The sequence below is a fragment of the Pseudomonas sp. MYb541 genome (genome assembly GCF_037479595.1).
In the GTDB taxonomy this organism is placed as follows: domain Bacteria; phylum Pseudomonadota; class Gammaproteobacteria; order Pseudomonadales; family Pseudomonadaceae; genus Aquipseudomonas; species Aquipseudomonas canadensis.
The window spans coordinates 65,432-84,971 of record NZ_JBBGYS010000025.1; the positions used below are offsets into that span (position 1 = coordinate 65,432).

General features: G+C 58.6%; 16 protein-coding genes. 12 read left to right on the plus strand and 4 right to left on the minus strand.

Annotated features, from left to right (window positions below; genetic code table 11):
- Nucleotides 1-22: 22 nt before the first annotated feature.
- From tssJ to WH299_RS16925, 6 genes are read left to right on the plus strand one after another with little or no spacing between them, the layout of a single operon-like run.
- Nucleotides 23-484: a type VI secretion system lipoprotein TssJ gene (gene tssJ / locus WH299_RS16900; protein WP_339550834.1), complete on the plus strand. Its 462-nt coding sequence runs from the start codon at nucleotides 23-25 to the stop codon at nucleotides 482-484.
- A 1-nt stretch (nucleotide 485) separates the two neighbouring features.
- On the plus strand, nucleotides 486-1,814 hold the full coding sequence (gene tssK, locus WH299_RS16905) for a type VI secretion system baseplate subunit TssK (protein ID WP_122684768.1): 1,329 nt from the start codon (nucleotides 486-488) through the stop codon (nucleotides 1,812-1,814).
- Nucleotides 1,815-1,819: 5 nt separating this feature from the next.
- A complete protein-coding gene (gene icmH, locus WH299_RS16910; RefSeq protein ID WP_126571313.1) occupies nucleotides 1,820-2,689 on the plus strand; it encodes a type IVB secretion system protein IcmH/DotU in 870 nt (289 codons plus the stop codon).
- Between the two features lie 15 nt (nucleotides 2,690-2,704).
- Nucleotides 2,705-6,040 carry a type VI secretion system membrane subunit TssM gene (tssM, locus tag WH299_RS16915; protein WP_339550836.1) on the plus strand — a complete coding sequence of 1,112 codons (3,336 nt, stop codon included), beginning with the start codon at nucleotides 2,705-2,707 and terminating at the stop codon, nucleotides 6,038-6,040.
- A complete protein-coding gene (locus tag WH299_RS16920) occupies nucleotides 6,037-6,750 on the plus strand; it encodes a PP2C family protein-serine/threonine phosphatase (RefSeq protein WP_123476889.1) in 714 nt (237 codons plus the stop codon). The genes tssM and WH299_RS16920 overlap by 4 nt, the downstream gene beginning before the upstream one ends.
- On the plus strand, nucleotides 6,747-7,592 hold the full coding sequence (locus tag WH299_RS16925; RefSeq protein ID WP_126571316.1) for a serine/threonine-protein kinase: 846 nt from the start codon (nucleotides 6,747-6,749) through the stop codon (nucleotides 7,590-7,592). Before WH299_RS16920 ends, WH299_RS16925 begins: the two co-directional genes overlap by 4 nt.
- A gap of 4 nt (nucleotides 7,593-7,596) precedes the next feature.
- Here the strand turns inward: WH299_RS16925 and WH299_RS16930 are convergent, their stop codons facing one another.
- On the minus strand, nucleotides 7,597-7,926 hold the full coding sequence (locus tag WH299_RS16930) for a DUF6388 family protein (protein ID WP_016980200.1): 330 nt from the start codon (nucleotides 7,924-7,926) through the stop codon (nucleotides 7,597-7,599).
- Between the two features lie 318 nt (nucleotides 7,927-8,244).
- On the opposite strand from WH299_RS16930, the gene WH299_RS16935 reads away from it, so the two are divergent.
- Nucleotides 8,245-10,320 carry an EAL domain-containing protein gene (locus WH299_RS16935; protein ID WP_339550837.1) on the plus strand — a complete coding sequence of 692 codons (2,076 nt, stop codon included), beginning with the start codon at nucleotides 8,245-8,247 and terminating at the stop codon, nucleotides 10,318-10,320.
- On the opposite strand, the gene WH299_RS16940 is transcribed toward WH299_RS16935, so the two are convergent.
- Genes WH299_RS16940 through WH299_RS16950 form a run of 3 tightly spaced genes read right to left on the minus strand, consistent with a single transcriptional unit; the run spans nucleotide 10,317 to nucleotide 13,591 of the window.
- On the minus strand, nucleotides 10,317-11,150 hold the full coding sequence (locus WH299_RS16940; protein ID WP_122728277.1) for a metal-dependent hydrolase: 834 nt from the start codon (nucleotides 11,148-11,150) through the stop codon (nucleotides 10,317-10,319). The genes WH299_RS16935 and WH299_RS16940 overlap by 4 nt on opposite strands.
- Nucleotides 11,151-11,165: 15 nt before the next feature.
- Nucleotides 11,166-12,056: an SDR family NAD(P)-dependent oxidoreductase gene (locus WH299_RS16945; protein ID WP_339550838.1), complete on the minus strand. Its 891-nt coding sequence runs from the start codon at nucleotides 12,054-12,056 to the stop codon at nucleotides 11,166-11,168.
- Complete coding sequence (locus tag WH299_RS16950) at nucleotides 12,053-13,591, minus strand: flavin-containing monooxygenase (RefSeq protein ID WP_126571320.1); 1,539 nt, start codon at nucleotides 13,589-13,591, stop codon at nucleotides 12,053-12,055. The genes WH299_RS16945 and WH299_RS16950 overlap by 4 nt, the downstream gene beginning before the upstream one ends.
- Before the next feature lie 267 nt (nucleotides 13,592-13,858).
- On the opposite strand from WH299_RS16950, the gene WH299_RS16955 reads away from it, so the two are divergent.
- The 5 genes from WH299_RS16955 to WH299_RS16975 all read left to right on the plus strand — a co-directional run bounded on the left by WH299_RS16955 (nucleotide 13,859) and on the right by WH299_RS16975 (nucleotide 19,281).
- On the plus strand, nucleotides 13,859-14,857 hold the full coding sequence (locus tag WH299_RS16955; protein WP_178083566.1) for an alpha/beta fold hydrolase: 999 nt from the start codon (nucleotides 13,859-13,861) through the stop codon (nucleotides 14,855-14,857).
- Nucleotides 14,858-15,151: 294 nt separating this feature from the next.
- Nucleotides 15,152-16,432: an alkane 1-monooxygenase gene (locus WH299_RS16960; RefSeq protein ID WP_122728271.1), complete on the plus strand. Its 1,281-nt coding sequence runs from the start codon at nucleotides 15,152-15,154 to the stop codon at nucleotides 16,430-16,432.
- A gap of 133 nt (nucleotides 16,433-16,565) precedes the next feature.
- Nucleotides 16,566-17,060 (plus strand): alkane oxidation protein activator PraA, encoded by a 495-nt coding sequence (gene praA, locus WH299_RS16965; protein WP_122728268.1) that lies wholly within the window; start codon nucleotides 16,566-16,568, stop codon nucleotides 17,058-17,060.
- A gap of 131 nt (nucleotides 17,061-17,191) precedes the next feature.
- Entirely contained in the window at nucleotides 17,192-17,704 is a 513-nt protein-coding gene (praB, locus tag WH299_RS16970) for an alkane oxidation protein activator PraB (protein ID WP_323625127.1), read from the plus strand.
- Between the two features lie 134 nt (nucleotides 17,705-17,838).
- Nucleotides 17,839-19,281 (plus strand): outer membrane protein transport protein, encoded by a 1,443-nt coding sequence (locus WH299_RS16975; RefSeq protein ID WP_123476898.1) that lies wholly within the window; start codon nucleotides 17,839-17,841, stop codon nucleotides 19,279-19,281.
- The last annotated feature ends 259 nt before the right edge of the window (nucleotides 19,282-19,540 follow it).

Genomic DNA, 19,540 nt, shown 5'->3' on the forward strand with positions numbered 1-19,540 from the left:
GTGCCGAGTTGCGGCCCTATCAATGCTGTCAGCACTGTGCCTGTTGGCCGGATGTAGCAGTCTTTCACCTTTTTCGACCCTGACCAAACTGGACTTGACGTTGATCGCAGGTGACGAAGTCAACCCCGACCTGCACGGTCGCCCCTCTCCCGTGGTGGTGCAACTGCTTGAACTGCGGCACCCCGTGGCCTTTGAAAATGCCGGTTTTTTCAGCCTCTACGACCGCGCCGAACAGACACTCTCCAAGGATTGGGTCAGCAGCGAGGAGTTGGAATTGCGTCCTGGTGAACGGCAGGCACTCAAGCTCAGTGTCCAGCCGCATAGCCGCTATGTCGGCGTGCTGGCGGCGTATCGCGACTTGCCTCATGTGCAATGGCGGCTCGTGCTGCCGGTAGTCCCGGGGCAATTGACCCGTGCCGACATTGTGTTGGACCAGACGGGGCTACGGATGGCAACCCCTCAGACTGACAGGACGGAGAATTGAGATGCAGGTCCATAACGTTATCTGGCAAGAAGGCATGCTGTTGCGGCCCCAGCACTTGCAACACAATGACCGCTACTACCATCGACAGCTCAACCGAACTCGGTTGCTGAGCAGTGATGCGTGGGGGTTCCTGACCCTGGACATCGATATGCAGTACCTCAATCTGGGCAAGGTCGTTGTCAACCAGGCCAGCGGAGTATTGCCGGACGGCAGCTTGTTTGAGTTGAGCGGCGCGATGGAGCCTTTGGTGTTGCAGGTGCCTGCCAATGCGGGCAGGCAAGCTGTTTATCTGGCGTTGCCGCTGGCGACCGAGAATCAGGTTGAGGTGCGCAGGAAGGAGCAAAGCGATGTGCTGGCACGCTACGTCGCCTGTGAATCGGAAATCGGCGACTCCAACGCCGGCGTTGATTCTCGTTGCCAGATCAACTGTGCACACCCGGACTTTCGGCTGATGCTGGGCGATGGGCCCAGTGATGCGTTCTACGTGAAGCTCCAGGTCGCCCAAGTGCAGGATTCGACTCGCGAGGATGGCGTAAGCCTGGATGCGGACTTTGTGCCGACGTTCATCTATCTCCAGAGCGCCGGATATGTGCCGTCATGCATCAAGGAGGTGATCAGTCTGCTGGCGACGCGTGGCGATGCGATTGCAACGCGAATCCAGGGGAGTGGTGCCTCGACAGGAGCACAGGTCGGCGACTTTCTGATGCTGCAACTGATCAATCGTGCCGAGTTGGTCCTGCGTCACTACCTGGTGCAGGCTCAAGTGCGTCCGGAGCTGCTGTATCGGGAGTTGCTCTCGATTCTCGGCGAACTGTCGACGTTCGCCAACGATAACAAGCGCGCACAACTTGCCGTGCACTACCGGCATGGCGATCAGGGGGCGAGCTTTCGTGGGCTGATGGAGGGGCTTCGCGCTGTATTGTCGTCGGTGCTGGAACAACATGCCATCGAGTTGGCGTTGCAAAAGCGGCAATACGGGGTGCTAGTTTGCCCTGTCAGTGATCTCAAGTTGCTCGGCACCGCCACCTTCATTTTGGCCGCCACCGCCCAATGTGATTCGGAAGAGCTTCGCCATCGTTTGCCGGCGCATCTCAAGATCGGCCCCGTAGAGCGCATCCGCGAGTTGGTGAACCTGCACCTGGCCGGTATCAAGGTCCAGCCGCTGCCGGTCGCGCCGCGGCAGATTCCGTATCACGCCGCCAAGACCTATTTCATGCTCGAACTCAGTCCTCGTGACATCGCGCAGTTGGAGCAGTCGGGTGGTTTTGCCTTCCACGCGAGCGGCGAATTCGCCGAGCTGGAACTCAACTTCTGGGCTATCAGGAACTGAATACCATGACGAAGGGCAGTGAATACCCGCAGGATGAAAAAACCGTACTGCTTGACCGTGATGGGCTCGGGCCGGCGCTGGGACCCGTTACAGACTTCCCATCGCCGCCACGCTTCGCACAGTTGGAAGATCGGATGATCTACGCCGCCAACCTCCCGGGGCAGCGTTTCAAAATGGGCACCAACATGCTGTTGGCAGCGGGCTGGGAGCTCTTGTCGCAGGTTGCCCAGCTCAAGGCCAGCCCCGCTCGGGAAAGCTTGCAAGCGCTCAATGACCAGCTCTCATCGTCCATCAGCGCATTTGAGGCCCATGCCTTGCACCTGGGGGCAGAGAGCAGCCAGGTGATGTCGGCGCGTTATGTGCTGTGCAGTGTCATCGACGAGGCGGTAGTCACCACGCCTTGGGGCAGTTGCAGCGATTGGTCGAAGAAGAGCCTGTTGAGCCGCTTTCACAACGAAACCTTCGGTGGTGAAAAGTTTTTCCAGTTGCTGGAGCGATTGTCCCGCGATCCCGTCAAGCATATTGCCATGCTGGAGCTTATGTACCTGTGCCTGTCGTTGGGATTCGAAGGCAAATACCGCGTCATGGAGCGGGGAAGGGGGCAACTGGAAACGATCCAAGATGCTGTTTACCGCCAGGTCAGGCATGTGCGAGGTGACCGGGTGCCGCTATCCATCACTCCCGAGAGAGGGAAAGTTCCTCGGGTACGAATACGGATTCTCTCCGTCATGTGGGTCGTTATTTGTGTGCTGGCTTGTTTACTGGTGATGTATTCGGGGTTTGCCTGGGTGCTGAACCAGGAGCGCGAGGCGGCGCTGCAACCTCTTCAATCTCTTCAATCTCTGGTGTCAGGCGTTTCTCGGACACCCTCGTAACGCTGGGAGCAATGGATGAACGCATTCTTCAAAGGAGTGGGTACGGTGCTGCGCAAAAGTTGGGTATACAGCTTGCTCCTAGTGCTGTCCAGTGCACTGCTGGTGTGGTTTTTCGGGCCCTTGCTGGCGGTGGATGACTACCGTTTCTGGCAAAGCCCGACGTCCCGTTTGCTGACCATCAGCGGGTTTCTATTGCTGTGGGGGCTGGCGATGGTCGTGGTGGGCGCGCGTCGTACCGTGTGGTTGAATCAGCCTGCAGAGCATGAGCGTCATCAGCGGCAGGCATTGATCGACGATGAAATTCGACAGGTGCGGGAGCGCTTCAAGGAGGCGCTGCAGGCGTTGAAAACCTCACGACGCTACGGTGAGCGCAGCGAGCGTTGGCGAGACGAGTTGCCCTGGTATCTATTGATTGGCGAGCAAGACAGCGGCAAGACCAGCCTGCTGGCGGCCAGCGGCTTGCCGTCTGCACTGGACTCCCCTGAAACGGCGCCACAGGGGGCTACGTCTTGGTGTGAGTGGTATTTTGCCGAAGAAGCCGTACTGGTCGAGGCAGCGGGCCGTTATTTGGGCCAGCCGGACCCTTCAGTGGATGACGCGGGATGGTCGACCCTACTCGACATGCTCAAGCGGCGGCGTAGGTCGCGGCCACTCAATGGCGTGGTCGTCACGTTGTCAGTCGACACACTTTCAAGCAGCAATGAGCACGACCTGGAACGTCATGCCCGCCATGTGCGTACCCGCTTGCAGGATATCCAGCAAACACTGCACGTGGATGTACCGGTGTATTTGGTGTTGACCCAGTCTGACCGGTTGGCCGGGTTTGCCGAGTTTTTTGATGCTCAGCAGGGCGATGATGCAGAACAGGTCCTGGGAGGGTATCTGGGTACCGACCTCGTCCAAGTGAGAGCAGTGTTCGAGAGCTTGCTGCAACGCCTGGGTGGGGAGTTGATTCCGCGCTTGCATCACGAGCGAAATGTCGAGCGTCGAGGGCGCATGCTTGATTTTCCCCGGCAGCTCGCACGCATCGGTGACTGTCTATGCCTGTTTATCGAGGCGGCGTTTTCTGTCAATCGCAATCAGCCTATCAATGCCCTGCGAGGTTTCTATCTGACGTGTGCGAAGACCGTCGATGTACGTCCCCATTTTGTACAGGGGCTGTTTAAGCGCGTGATTTTTGCCGAGGCCGACCTGGCCGGGCTGCTTGATCCGGAGCGGCAGCGCATACGCCGACGCCACGGATTGATGGCGCTGGCAGCGACTGTGGTTATCGGGGCTGTGGGGGTAGTGTGGGCGCACAGTTACGCGTTCAACCATCAGCGCCTAGTGCAATTACGGGGACTGATCAACACCCAGCCCGCCCCGCTGCGAGGGGCGGACGAGAGCCATGCTTTGCTGGCGCTGCTGGACAGTCGACTGGCGGCAACCCAAGTGTTTTCGCCACAGGCCGAAGCACGGTGGATCGATCGGGCCGGCTTGTATCAGGGGGCGCTGAGTAGTCCGCCACTGGCTGCAGCTTATGAACACGCCCTGCAGCAGCAGTTTTTGCCATACGTGACCACCCTGCTCGAAGGGCGAGTGCGAGGAAGCCTGGGTGACCGCGAACACCTGCTGGATAGCCTACGTGCCTACCTGATGCTCAATCTGCGTGGGCGGCTTGATAAGGGCTGGCTGGCAGAGTATGTGTCTGGCCAGTGGTCGGGAGACTCTTCGGCGAATAAGCGCTTGAATGAACACTTTTTACGACTCCTCGAGCAACCGTTTCAGGCGCCATTGAATGAAGAGTTGGTCGCCCAGGCTCGCTTGGTATTACGCGGTGAGTCATTGATGGAGGTGGTCTACAGAGCGCTGCGGGAGCAAGCGCGAAACCTGGAGCCTTATCGCTTGGCCGAAGGTCCGGCGTTTACCAGGGGCGAGCCGCCTATACCGGGGTTTTACACCAAGAAATACCTGCTGCTGTTCGAACAGCAGGGTACTCAGATGGTCAATGCCATTGCTCAGGACAATTGGGTACTTGGAGAGGGTACTGACCTGAGCGTCGTGGATCTACGCAGGCTGATGCTGGCGCTGGAACAGCGCTATTTCAGTGAGTACGCCGACGCCTGGAGCGACGCCCTCGGTCGGATCAAGCTGCGGGAAAGTGGCAGCCTGCAACAAGGCGCTGAACATCTTGCAAGCCTTACATCGGCTCAATCGGCTTTGGTGCAGCTGTTGCAGCAGGTGCGCGAAAACACTCGGTTAGTGTCGGTTTCCGATCGACTTGAAACGGAAGTCCAGCAAGTCGGCGAGCTGGGCGCGGTGACTTCCAGGGACCTGACCCGAGCAGTGTTACCTGATAATGCCCGGCGTGCCTTGCAACGCCGTTTCGAGCCCTTGCACCAATTGCTCGACGAACAGCAGAACCCAAGGGGCGAGTTGACGCAGGCATTGCGCTTGCTGGATGAGCTGCAATTGCAGTTGTCGACAGTGAGCCGGGACAGTTCACCGGAGCAGGCCGCGTTCAAAATGGCCAGGCAACGGATGGATGGACAGCAGCCGCTGCTGGGCAACTTGCGTGACACGGCGGCTCGCTTTCCGCAACCGCTCAAAGGGTGGTTCGAAGGCATTGCCGACCAAAGCTGGCGCCAGCTGCTCGATGGCGCCTACGGGTTTGTGAATCAGCACTATCAAAACGAAGTCTATGGCTTCTACGCGAAAGCCATTCAGCGTCGTTACCCATTCGATGCGCATGCGGGCAGTGATGTTGCCCTAGGCGACTTCCAGGCGTTTTTCAAGCCTCGGGGTGCTATGGCGCGCTTTTATGAGAGTTACCTGCGGCCGTTCGTCACCGTCGAGGGCAACCGCTATCGCCTGCGGGGGATAGAAGGGCGCAGCCTGCCGATGTCGCGCTTGTTACTGGAACAGCTGACCAAGGCCCAGATCATTCGCCAAGGTTTTTTCAACGAGGATCAGGGAGATTGGGCCGTACGGTTCACGCTGGCGCCCTACAGCCTGGACCAGGCCGTCAGCCGGGCGACGCTGCGGGTGGGTGATCAGCAGTTGGAATATCGCCACGGCCCGATCGTGTCGATGGCGTTCCATTGGCCGAGTGAAGCGGAGAATGGTCGCAGCAGCCTGGTGCTGGAGCGCGGTGCCGAGCGGCCATTGGGCATTGAGAAGGACCGTGGCGCCTGGTCGATGTTCCGGTTTTTCGACCTGATGCAAAGCGAGCCCGCGAGCGGCAGGGATGCGCAGGTTCTCAAGGCTGACCTGGCTGGCCTGCGGGCCAATTACCTGCTCACCAGTCAACGCGACCCGAGCCCATTCCAAATGGCGACGTGGCGCACCTTCCGCCTGCCGGAGCAATTGTGAGCGGTGCACAGTCATGGCTTAGTGCCGGGCGCACGGCGCAAGGCAAGAGCCGTGCACGCAACGAGGATGCCTTCCTCGATTGCCCGCAACGTGGTTGTTGGGCGGTGGCGGATGGTATGGGCGGGCATCATGCCGGAAATGTAGCCAGCCAATGGGTGGTTCGCAGCCTTGCTGCACTGCCTGACCAAGGCGATTTCGACCAACGGATCGAGGCCGTTCGACGGTGCCTGCGGGGTCTCGACAGCCAGTTACAACCCGCCGATGGCGTGGCGGGCATCATGGGCAGTACGGTGGTGGTGCTGTTATTGGCGCATGATCGTGCCGCCTGTATCTGGGCCGGGGATAGCCGATGCTACCTGTGGCGAGGGCAGCGGCTGTATCAACTGTCGCGGGACCACTCCTTGCAGCAGCAACTGATAGACACGCAACAGTTGAGCCCGGAACTCGCCCAGGCTCATCCTGGCGCAAGAGCCTTGACTCGCGCGGTGGGTGCCAGGCAGCCATTGAGCCTTGAGATACTGGAACTGCGTTCCCAGCCCGGTGACGTGTTTTTGTTGTGCAGCGACGGCCTGTACCAGGGGCTCAGTCACCGGGAATTGGGGAATGCCATGAGCGCGAGCACGCCACGGCAGGTGGTAGATCGGTTGTTCAGTAGTGTGCTGCTGGGGCCGGCGCGGGATGACCTGACCGCCGTGGTGGTCCGGCCATGAGCGCGGCGGCAGGCCCGCCGAAAGTGCTGGCCGGGCGCTATCAGCTTGAGCGAATCCTCGGTGCCGGGGGCATGGGTGTGGTTTATCGCGCGCGGGACTTGCTGCATGAAGCGTTCGGCGAGCCAGACTGTCGCGTGGCGCTGAAATTGTTAGGCGAGACCCTATCCGCATCCACCGACGCGCATGTGCTGCTCTACAGCGAATTCGCCCTGACCCGAAGCCTGCGACATGACCATGTGGTACGTGCATTTTCTTTCGAGGTAGACACGGCGCACCAAGTGGCGTTCTTCACCATGGAACTGATGCCCGGCCTGACGCTCGACCGAGTGCTTCCGGAATGTCCTCAGGGATTGCCATGGCAAGAGTTGCAGCCCATGGCCCTGCAACTGCTGGATGCACTGGCCTACACCCATCGGCAAGGTGTCCTGCATGGCGATGTGAAACCGGCGAATATCATGGTCGGGGAGCAGGGGGTACGCCTGTTCGATTTTGGCTTGGGTCACGCGCAAGCCCAGGCGGAGGCTGGATTACCAGGTTTGAGCCGCAACCGGCTGAATGCCTGGACTCCCGCCTATGCAGCGCCGGAGCTGATGGCAGGCGGGTTGCCGTCGGCGAGCGCCGACTTGTATGGGGTGGCCCGAGTGCTCTACGAAATGGCAGAGGGACGGCGGCCCGTAGAGCGTCAACGTAATCAACGATTGCCGCGGCCCAGGCAACTGCCCAGGCAGTACTGGCCTTTGTTATGTTCAGCACTGGCCATGGACCCCGAGCAGCGAACCGTCGATGTTGCCGAGCTGTGCGAGGGGTTGGCAGCCCGTCGGTGCCTATGGTTCATGGGCTAGTGCGTCAACCGGCCAAATCATGCATCCGACAGTACTCGTCCCAGCTCAACCCCGCCATCTGTGCCACTTCCTTGTGTACTTCAAGGCGTTGGGTTTCAAAGGCTTCGGGCGACTCGGCGGTCAGTTTCAGGGTCAACTCCCAGGCAAACAGGCCCTGGCGTTCGGCCTCGGCTTCGAAGGCCTCGTGCAGCCGTTCGGCGCGGTAGTGCGCCAGGGTTTCGCCCTTGGCTTGTGCGGCCAGCGGGTTCAGGGTGTCGAGTTCTGCGGCGACATCGGGGTGTTCGTTGAGGAACCTGTTCAATGCCAACTGGTGGTTATCGCCGGGTGGTGACAAGGACTTACTCCATTCGATGGCCGGGCTTTGGATATGGCGGGCGCGTTTGCGTAGCCGGCGGTGGGTCATTGCAAGTATGAGGTTGAGTAAAAACAATAACAGGTAGGCTATCCGCACCGCAGCAGATTTGGTCAGTGGTCCACGTAAGAAAATTCAATTATTTAGAGAATCTAAGGAATTGCCTGTCGTCCATTACGGAAAAAACACCTGGATGAATGGCAAAAGACTTTCGCTCATCGTGCCAGGACGTGTAGCGTTAACCCCGTATTTCCGGCCCTGCCTTCCAGGGACAGAGGGCGATGGGCAGAGGGATGGGTCATGGCGCAAACGCTGTTCAAGCTTTTCTTCACCCAACGTCTGGCTGCCTTGGCCAGCACTGAGTCTCTTCGAGCGATTCGCGAAGGTTTGCTGTGGATCCTGCCATGCCTGTTGGTGTCGGCAAGCTTCCTGATCCTGTCTGAATGCGCGCGGGTGCTGGGTTTCGATGCGCAAGTGGTGGCGTTCCTCGCTGGCTTGCATAACCAGATCAGCTCCGTGATCCCGCTGCTCGTCGCTGCGTCCATCGGTTACATGCTGGCAATCCAGCATCGTCTGCCACAACTGCCGGTAGCGTTCCTGTGCCTGGCCCATGTGGTGGTGGCGACGTTTATCCTGCGTGAATACCCCCGGGCTTCAGCCACCTTCGTCCTGTTTATCGCGATTGCCTCGCCGCTGTTGAATGTGCCGGCAATTGCCTGGCTGCACCGTTATCGCTGGACTCGGTTGGTCAATGAAGACTTGGTAGGGCAAAACCTGCGGGGCACGATCAATATGGTGGTGCCGGGCGCGATCACCGCGCTGGCGTTGGTGATGGTGCTGTCCGTGTTGTTGCAGGTGCCTTATGTGGCGCAGTTGCAGGGACCACAAGTAATTGATGCCTTGCAATCGCCTTACGGTAGCGGCCTGTTTGTGACCCTGATGAATTCGCTGCTGTGGTTCTTCGGCATCCACGGTGTCTATGCCATGCAGCCGCTGTTCGATGTGCTGGACCAGGCGGTGGTGCTGAACAATGCGGCGGCGGCGGCGGGCGAGCCGATCAAATACCTGTTGAACAGCGGCCTGCTGGGCAGTTTCGCGTTTATCGGCGGTTCGGGCGGAGCACTATGCCTGTTGCTGGCGATCTTGCTGTTCTCCAAGAGTCAGTCCATGCGCTTGTTGGCGGTGGCAAGTCTGCCGCTGTCGCTGTTCAACGTCAGTGAGGTGCTGTTGTTCGGTTTGCCGATCATCCTCAATCCGCGCTTGTTCATTCCCTTTCTGATTGTGCCTGCGTTGAACGCCATGGTGGCGTTGACGGTGGTGCAGATGGGCTGGGTCTCGCCGGCGGTGGTCAGCGTTCCGTTTACGGCGCCTGTGCTGCTCAATGCCTACCTGAGCACGCACGGCGACCTCGCGGCAGTGGCGTTGCAACTGACGCTGCTGGGCCTCGGCACGTTGGTGTATGCGCCGTATGTGCATGCGATCCATCGCCAGACCACTGAAGGTGGCACGGTGTACCTCAAGTCCCTGGACATGACCTTTCGAGGTCTTGAAGAAAAGGGCCGGCTGCGTGAGCTGGACCCGGTGCTCGCGTCTCACAAGGCCCTGGCGCGCCAAGCCAATGAACTGAGCCGCATCCAGCAAATCAGCGACTACGAGTTCTACCTCGAATTCCAGCCACAGGTCTCGACCCGTACCGGCCTGTGCACCGGTTGTGAGGCGCTGATGCGTGCCCGCGATGCCCAAGGCAAGGTGCATTCGCCCTGGGAGTTCCTGCAATGGCTGGCCCAGGCGCGGTTGATGCCGGACGTGGATGTGTGGGTCGCGTCCCAGGCGGTGCGCCAATACCAGAAGTGGCAGAAGCTCGGCTTTGCCTTGCCGATGACCATCAATATTTCCAGCGCGACCTTGACCGACGCCGCCTACGGTGAGCGCCTCGTAGAAATCCTGGCCCAGGCCCACGGGCAAGTCTCGGTGGAAATCACCGAAGACGCGCTGGTCAGCGATATCCAAGCCACGCGCCAGATTATCCAGAAGCTGCAAGCCATCGGCGCCAAGGTCTATATCGATGACTTCGGTACCGGGTTTTCGGCCTTGAGTTACCTGCATCAGTTTCCGGTGGATTTCATCAAGATCGATCGTAGTTTCGTGGTGGCCCAGCACGATCCCAAGGGCGCTCAGGTCATGACCGGCATGTTGCGCTTCTGTGAGGCGCTGAACCTGGGCGTGGTGGTGGAAGGCGTGGAGACCGCCGAGCAGTTGGCCTTCCTGAATACCGGCGCCGAGTTGATCATCCAGGGCTGGTATTTCAGCAAGGCACTGCCGGGGGATCAGTTGGAAGGCTTTGTGCGTGAGCGCGCTGCCTTGGCACAAGCCTAATACACGCGTTGGGTCTGCTCGATCTCCTCGACCAGGTCGTCAATCCCGGCCAGGCGCGCACGGTTGTCGTGATCCCAGGGGTGAAAGCCGGGTTTGAAGTAATGCAGCCACGGCACCAGCATCCGTGGGAACACGCCCCTTGGGCCATACAGAAATTTCAGCATGCGCCAGAAGCCTTTCAGATGCCCGCCAGACTTGCGGTCAGCGATCAGCAGGCGTAGGTGAAAGTCGAACACCACCAGCCAGAAAAACACCGTGGTGGTGAGCATGGTCCCGGTACGCAGCAAATAGCGCTTGGGTCCGGGCTTGATTACGGTGTTCCAGACATCGAAGGCCACTGCTTTGTGTTCGGTTTCCTCCAGGGCATGCCAGTACCACATCTGTTGGTAGCCCTTGAGTGAGTCACCGAAGCGAGACGGATCGCTCAGCAGGATTTCGGCCAGCATCGCGGTGTAGTGTTCCAGGGCAATGGTCACGGCCAGGTTGAAAGACGCCGGCAGGTGTTTTTTCTGCCAGTCGAGGATGAACTTCAATCGGCGGTCCAAGGTATGCGCCGGCAACCCGGCCGCTTGCAGCAAGTCGTTGTAGGCCACGTGTTCGCGGCTGTGCATGGCTTCCTGGCCGATAAACCCCTGGACCTCTTTTTTTAGCTCAGGGTCATCAATACGCTGGCGGTAGTGGCGCACGCTGTCCATGAAAAACAGCTCGCCCTGGGGAAATAGCAGCGACAGCGCATTGAAGAAGTGCGTGATGAACGGACCCTGTTCATGCCAGTCCTTGATGTGCTCGGCGGGCAGGGCGAAACGGATGTCACGGCGGATCGGCAACATAATGCGTGCTCCTGTTCAGAGACGGGGCTCGTCGTTGGTTTCAAACACCGGCGTGCGTGGCTTGGGCGCCATGCGTTTGCTGGCGAACACCACCAGCGCTTGATAGGCCGCCGGCAGGCAGCGGGCGAGCAGGTCGAGGAAATACGCGTCGCGGCCGATTAGCACGCGGCGCTTGTTCTTGCGTACGCCGTGCAGGATCACTTTGGCAGCCTGGTCGGCGTCGGTGATGAACAGCTTTTCGAAGTCGGCGCGGGCCTGTTGTTCGCTGTGGATCAGGAACCCTGTCATGTTGGCGTCGATACGGCTGCTGCGACAGATATCGGTGCGAATGCCGCCGGGGTGCACGCAGGTGGCTGACACGCCGCAACGCTGCATATCCAGTTCCTGGCGCAGGGATTCGGTAAAGCCGCGCACGGCAAACTTGGTGGCGTTGTAGCCGCTCATGCCCGGTTGGGCAAACAGGCCGAACACGCTGGAGGTGTTGACGATGTGGCCGTCGCCTGAGGCTTTCAGGTACGGCAGAAACGCCTTGGTGCCGTGGACCACCCCCCAGAAGTTGATGCCGACGATCCATTCCAGGTCGGCGTAGTCCACGCCCTCCACCGTGCTCGACAGGGCCACCCCTGCATTGTTGAAGACCAGGTTGACCTGGCCGTGATCGGCTGCGCAGCGTGCAGCCCAGTCTTCCATGGCCGTGCGATCGGACACATCCAGCACCTGCGTAGTGATCAACACAGGTGCCTGGGTTGAGGCCTTGATCAATGCCAACGTCTGTTCCAGCCCCTGGCTGTTTTTGTCCGCCAACGCCAGGTGGCAACCCTCCCGCGCCAGGGCCATTGCCAAGGCGCGACCCATGCCGGATGCAGCGCCGGTAATGGCCGCGACACGGCCGTTGAATGACTTCATGACAAGCTTCCTTCGGCAGTGGAATGGGGCGTAGGTACAGGACGGGTGGGCGCATTGACCGGCATCAGACGGGTCACATAGTCCTTGAGCGCAAACTGGCGAGTGACGCGTTTGAAGCGCCAGGTCGAGCCCGGCCATAACGTGGTGTTCTTGCCCGTGCGTGGGTCCAGGTACCAGCTTTGGCATCCTCCGGTGTTCCAGATGGTGCGCTTGAGCTTGGCCTGCAGCTGTTGGTTGTAGGCGCTTTCCACGCTGGGTTTGACGTCCACGCTGGCGATGCGATGCCGCTGCATTTGCTCAAGCGCGTCGAGGATGTAGGTCACCTGTGCTTCGATCATCAGGATCATCGAGTTGTGCCCCAGGCCAGTGTTGGGCCCGACGATCAGGAACAGGTTGGGATAACCGGGCACCGTAGTGCCTTTGTAGGCATGGGCACCGTCTTGCCAGGTGTCCATCAGGTCCACGCCGCCGTGCCCGATGATGCAGTCGCGGGGCAGGGGATCGGTGGCCTGGAAGCCGGTGCCGAAGATCAGGCAGTCGGCCGGGTGCTTGATACCGTCGGCGGTGATCACACCGTCGGCTTCGATGCGCAATACATTGTCGGTGACCACCTCGACATTGCTGCGTGACAGCGCAGGGTAGTAGTCATTGGAGATCAGCACGCGCTTGCAGCCGATGGTGTAGTCCGGGGTCAGGGTCTTGCGCAGGGAAGGGCGCGCCACTTGTTTGTGCAGGTGGCGCAGGGCGATTTTCTGCACCATCTTCATCAGCCGTGGGTGCAGGGCAAAGCCGACCACGCGGCCCTCCAGCGCCCAATAAAAGGCGCTGCGCACCAGGCGTTGGGTGAAAGGCAGGTGTTTGAACAACCAGCGTTCGAAAGGCGAAATGGCCCGGTCGGGCTTGGGCATGATCCACGGTGGCGTGCGCTGGAACAGGTCCAGGTGAGCCACGTGCGGCGCTATTTGCGGCACGAATTGAATGGCGCTGGCGCCCGTGCCGATCACCGCCACGCGTTTACCCTTCAAGGAGTACGCGTGGTCCCACTGCTGTGAGTGAAAGCGCTTGCCCTTGAAGCTGTCGAGCCCTGGAATATCCGGCAGCGCCGGCCGCGACAGGCCACCCATGCCCGACACCAGCACCCGTGCAGTGACCTGGCGACCATCGCTGAAGCGCAGTTGCCAGCGCTGTTGTTGCTCATCGAAAACTGCCCGTTCAAGTCCCATGCCGAAACGCAAGTAGGGCGCCAGCTCGAAACGTGTGGCGCATTGCTCCAGATAAGCGCGGATCTCCGCTTGTGGCGCGAACTGCCGCGTCCAGTTCGGGTTCGGCGCGAAGGAAAACGAATACACATGGGACTGCACATCGCAGGCGCAGCCTGGGTAGTGGTTGTCACGCCAGGTGCCGCCGAGGGTGTCGGCCTGTTCGGCGATAAAGAAGTCGGTGAACCCGGCCTCCTTGAGCTTGATCGCCATGCACAGGCCGGCAAAGCCGGAGCCAATGATCGCGATGTCGATTGAGTCGCTCTGGGTATTCATAAGCATTCCTTCATGGGCATCGGGTGTGCTCCTTTTCTTGTTGTGTCTTTTAGATAGAACACCATTGCAAAGAAAAATTGAATTACTTATTTTAAAAAAGATTTTAAATAATCTACCTGAAAATATCGCCTACGCTAGTCCCAGGCTCCTCATGTGTGATTTGTCCGACGGACAAGCACGATGTTCAGGTCCAGGGTATGGGCGATAGCTGAGGCTTTGATCAATTCCGGTCGGGTCGACAGCAGCAGGGATGCAGAGGACCGAGCTATGGCTGTTGAATGGGTTATCGCTGCGGCTGTGTTGATAGGCGCGAGCGCCGTTTTATGGGGATTCAGCGCGTGGATGAAACGGCGCATTGAAGCCGCCGTTCCGAGCAACGGGCGCTTTCTGGAGGTGGATGGCGAGCGCTTTCATTACTACGAAGAGGGTAAGGGCCCACCACTGGTGATGATTCACGGGCTGATGGGCAGCAGTCGCAACCTGACGTATGCACTGTCCGGGCAGTTGCGTGAACACTTCCGTGTCATCACGCTTGACCGTCCTGGGTCGGGTTATTCCACGCGCCACAAAGGCACCGCTGCGGACCTGCCGGCCCAGGCGCGTCAGGTGGCGGCCTTTATCAATACGCTCGGCCTGGATAAACCCATGGTGCTGGGGCATTCCCTGGGCGGTGCGATTTCCCTGGCGCTGGCCCTCGATCATCCCCATGCGGTGTCAGGGTTGGTATTGGTGGCGCCACTGACCCATCCACAACCCACGTTGCCCGTGGTGTTCTGGTCACTGGCGGTGCGACCGGCCTGGCTGCGGCGCTGGGTGTCTCACACCCTCACGGTGCCCATTGGCCTGTTGACGCGCCGTGCGGTGGTCAAGGGGGTGTTCGCACCAGACAATGCCCCTGACGATTTCGCCACCCGTGGAGGTGGCCTGCTGGGCATGCGCCCCGACAACTTCTATGCCGCGTCCAGCGAGATCGGCCTGGTCAATGACGCCCTGCCGGACATGGTCAAGCGCTACCCGCAATTGACGTTGCCCATCAGCCTGATCTATGGCGCGCAGGACAAGGTCCTGGACTTTCGCAAACACGGCCAGGCCCTGGCCGACAAGGTCCCAGGCCTGAAGCTGCAGGTGGTGGAGGGGCGCGGGCACATGTTGCCGATCACCGCCACCGCGCGGGTGGTGGAGGCGGTGCAACAGTTGGCCAAGCGTGCGCGGCCAGCGCAAACCGCTGCGATCCTGCATCCGCCGTTTGCATTGGCAAGCAAATAATCGTGTCGTCCACTGCGGGTTGTACCGTCCGAAATGCTTGCCCTAGAGACCTGACCAGGCGGCTGAAAAAGAGACTGCCCAGTCACGTAGAAAAGGCCTCGAAAAAGTAGTTGACGACCTAATGATTCCGCGCTATTTCTTTAAAAAAATATTTCAATGTTTATTTTGAAATGATTTTTGAAATGCCTAAGAGCGAATAAAAATGAAAAAAACGTCTTTTATCGCATGGTTGATTTTCTGGAGCAGTCAACGCTCCCTGAACCTGTTTTCCGCGTCCCAGCATCGGTGGCTGCCATGAATCAGACATTGGCAGCTCCAAGCGTGTGGGCCGACGGCAAGCGTCACCTGTGGTGGTTGGGCATCATGCCCCTGGCCACCCCTTTGTTGTCCGGCGCACTGGCCATTACCACCGGTATCCAGCAACTCTGGTGGGTCGGTGTATTGGTGATCTTCGGCCTGATCCCGCTGATTGATGGCCTGCTCGGTGAAGACGTGAGCAACCCGCCCGAATCAGCCGTCAGCCACCTTGAATCCCAAAGTTACTACCGCTGGATCGTCTACACCGGCGTGCTGTTTGTCATCTCGTCGGTACTGATTACGGGTTGGCTCGCCGCTGGCGGTATCGACTGGATCATCCAGGGTGGGCTGTTGCAGGCTACCGCGAACCTGGAACCGTCGAGTTGGTTGTCCCATACCGCCAGCTACGTCACCGCACGCACTCAACTACATGGCGAAGTGAGCTGGTTCACTTACCTGGGCATGGCCATGTCGACCGGCGCCGCAACTGGCATCGCGATCAACACTGCCCATGAACTGGGGCACAAACCCAATGCGCTGGAAGTGTTCCTGGCCAAGGTCACCCTGGCCCCGACCTTCTACGGGCACTTCTACACCGAACATAACCGTGGCCATCACGTGCGTGTTGCCACGCCAGAAGATCCTGCCAGTTCGCGACTGGGGGAGAGTTTCTGGGCGTTCCTGCCACGCTCAGTCTGGTTCAGTGCCCGCTCGGCCTGGAACCTGGAGCGCGAACGTCTGCGCAAGCTCGACCTGCCGGCCTGGCACTGGCAAAACGGTGTGCTCAGCGCCTGGATGTACAGCGTAGTGCTGTGGGGGGCGATGATCGTCTGGCTTGGATGGGCGGTGGTGCCGTTCCTGATCATCCAGGGCATCTACGGCTTCTCGCTGTTGGAAGTGGTGAACTATGTCGAACACTACGGGCTTAAACGCCAGAAGTTGCCCAATGGTCGTTATGAACGCTGCTCGCCACGGCATTCATGGAACAGCAACCGTATTGTTACCAATATCTTTCTGTTCCAGTTGCAACGGCACTCCGATCACCATGCCAACCCCACCCGTAGTTATCAGTCGTTGCGTCATTTTGATGAATCACCGCAACTTCCTTATGGTTACGCGAGCATGATTGTCTGGGCGTATGTGCCTTATTTATGGCGGCGGCGAATGGATCATCGAGTATTGAACCATTATGCCGGGGATATCACCCTGACCAATCTTCAGCCTTCACAACGGTTGAAGTATCTGGAAAAGTACAGCAACAGCGCAAAACCTTTTTAAGTTCAAGTAACACGTTGTTTGCGTACTCGGGGCCTGCGTGCCGCGCAGGCCTCTATCGCCCGGGATTTTCCATATCGGTTGCCAGAAAGTTGTTTGACCCGAACAAAAATAATTAAAGGGAAGGACGTACACCATGCAAGCACCTGCCAAATTCACCACACATATCGTATTGGCTGCGTTGGGCCTGATCGCCTATCACCAGGCCCAGGCAGCACGCATCGAACCCGCCGGCAGTGCGTTTACCGCCCAGGGCCCGATCAGCTTTTCCAAAGGCGCGCTGATCAGTGCCGACTGCACCATCAGGGTGGCCGGCAAAGTGGCGGCTGATGGTTCATCGGTCAATGTCGATGAAGTCGAATTCGATGGCGGCCTCAAGTGCAGCCGAGTGGAAGCCATCAACTTGCCGTGGATTCTGGTCGCCAAGGACACCAAAAGTGGCTCTATGTCGAAGATCAGTGTGGATGTCCACGCGTTTGGTCTGGGCGGCAAGTGTGGGCCCTCAACTGCCGACGGCACCTGGGATAACGCCACGGGTAAGTTGGAAGCCGCCAACGTCCCGATCGGCGAAGACTGCAAGATCAAGACGGTGTCGATCAAGATGCCGCCGAACTTCAAAGTTGTTGAATAAGCGTTAGATGTTGTTTCGTTATTGAATTGAGATTTGGCTGGAAAGGGAAGTTCTGCAGTTTCACCGTGACCTCTCGATCATGGCCATTACCCCTGGCGAAATGAATTCGCCATAACATGTGAGGAAAAACAATGAAAAGCTTGAAAACCCTCGTGTCGTTGACTGCTTTGACTGTTTGCATGGGTGCTGCTTCGATGGCGAATGCCGCTTCGATTACACCGAACGGTCCGTTCACCACTAACGCCGGGACCATTGTCGTTACATCCCCATCCTCGTTGGGTGCGCCTGTGACCTGCGGTATCACCTTCGGTGGCACAGTTGCAGGTGGCGTGGCGACTATTACTTCGGCTGCATTGACAGGTGGCGGTCTGTGCTCCCTGCCTACGCTGAAGAATATTCCGTCGCCAGGCTGGGTGCTGACGGCAACCAGTTTTAATGCCGCCACTGGTGCGGGTCTTGGCACTGTTACCAACGTAGGGTGGACGGTCGCATTCCCTGCATCGAACTGCGGTGCAGGCTCGATCAACGTGGTCTGGAACCAGGCCACTCACACACTCACCACACCTTCCAGCCAGTCGCTTTCGGGTAATTGCGCAGTTCAATCACTCTCGGTTGTAGCACCGTCCCTGTCCTTGGCGCCCTGAGGCCCAGAGGCACTAGAAGAACGCTGGGCTGATCACCCGTAAAAAACAGATACCTCGCATGAGGTATCTGTTGAGGTCATCCACGTCGGCTCACGCGGCCGTGGCGTATAAAAATAATAAGGAAGGAGTGGACGATGAATAATAAGAAACAACAGGCGAAAGGGTTGCTCGGCCTGGCGTTGTTGAGTGGGTTGATGGCTTCTACCGTCCAGGTCCATGCGGGTGGGTTCATGACGCCGACGACTAACGCCGCTGGCTGGGGGCGTGGATTCGGCGGCGGGTCTTTGTTCAAGAATGACCCCTCGGCAGCCTACAATAACCCGGCAGCTATGGCTTTCATCGATAAGACCATATCGCAGTTCACGCTCAACTACGCAAATATTGATATCAAATACAAGGGCGCGGCATACGACTACGCGGGTAATCCGACCTCTTCTACGGTTTACGACCCAAATACGGGGTTAACCACCTCTACGCCGCGTACAGGCGATGGCGGACAGGGTGGGTTCGAGGCGTGGGTGCCTACCGGTTTCATGGTTATGCCAATTAACGATCGAATCGCTTTTGGTTTGAGTCAGGTCGTGCCCATGGGCGCTCGTACCACATGGGATGAAGATTGGAAGGGCCGTGACTTCGCCGTTGATACGCGAATAGAAACAGTCGGTTTGACGGGGTCCTTATCGTTTAAGGTCAACGAAGAATTTTCCGTTGGCCTGGGCGCCATCCTTCAACACACCAAAGGTTTTGTCAGTCAGAACGTCGATCTTTATGCTGCCGCAGCGCAGTCGCCGGATTTCGGCATGATTCCCTTTCCGGCGGGTCAAGGCTCAGCCCTGATGCGGGTAAAAGTGGATAATACCTCCCTGGGCTGGTTCGGCGGTATCGCGTGGAAACCTACACCTCAAGACACGCTTGGCTTGAATTACCACGCAAAAATCAAAAACAAACTGGAAGGCAAATACAATATTTACGCCGATCCAACGTCCGAAGGGTTGATGACCATCCCTGTGGTTGATGGTAAGACCCTGGTCGAACTGGCTTATCCGGGCCTTAAACTCTATCCGGGGGGCGCCAACGCATCCACGCAGTTGGACGTTCCAGCGAATGCTTCGGTTGACTGGGTACATCAGTTCTCGGACCGCCTGACATTGGGCGCCAGTGTCACCTGGACCCAGTGGTCCTCATTCAAGGCGCTGACCTTGAAGTCTGATGGCAATACCATCGTGTCTATCCCCTACAACTACAAGAACAGCTGGCAGTACTCATTCGGGGGTGATTACAAACTGACCGATGACTTGACGTTGCGTACAGGGGTTTCCTTCGATCAGACCCCCACCCGAAACTCCACGCGTGACCCGCGTATTCCGGATGGTGATCGTACCTTTGCGTCGCTGGGCTTCGGCTATAACGTTCGCGCAATTCCAGGGTTGAGCATCGACGGGGCATACTCCCGGCAGTTTGTGGAAACCGTGAAACTCAAGACCAAGAACGTAGACCGACTCGGTGCTGCGAGTCTTGACGGCAAGTCTGAAGCCAAGGGGGAAGTGTTGAGTCTGTCGGCCACCTACGCGTTCTGATGATTTATCCAGGATATGGGGTCAAGGCACCAAGCGCATCTTGCTGCCTCGACCCTGCAGTTCGTCCTTTGTTCTACTGAGTATCTTCCGATCAATAGCCCTGGCTGCTCAGGCCAGGCGCTGTTTTCTCGACTGGTTGACCAGGCGGCCCGCTCAGCCGCCCTTTTTTTGCGCACGTATTAAATAATAATTTCAAAACAAAATTTGAATATAGTTTTCGAATTTTGTAGTGTGGCGTTACGCCGCATGTCATCCGACC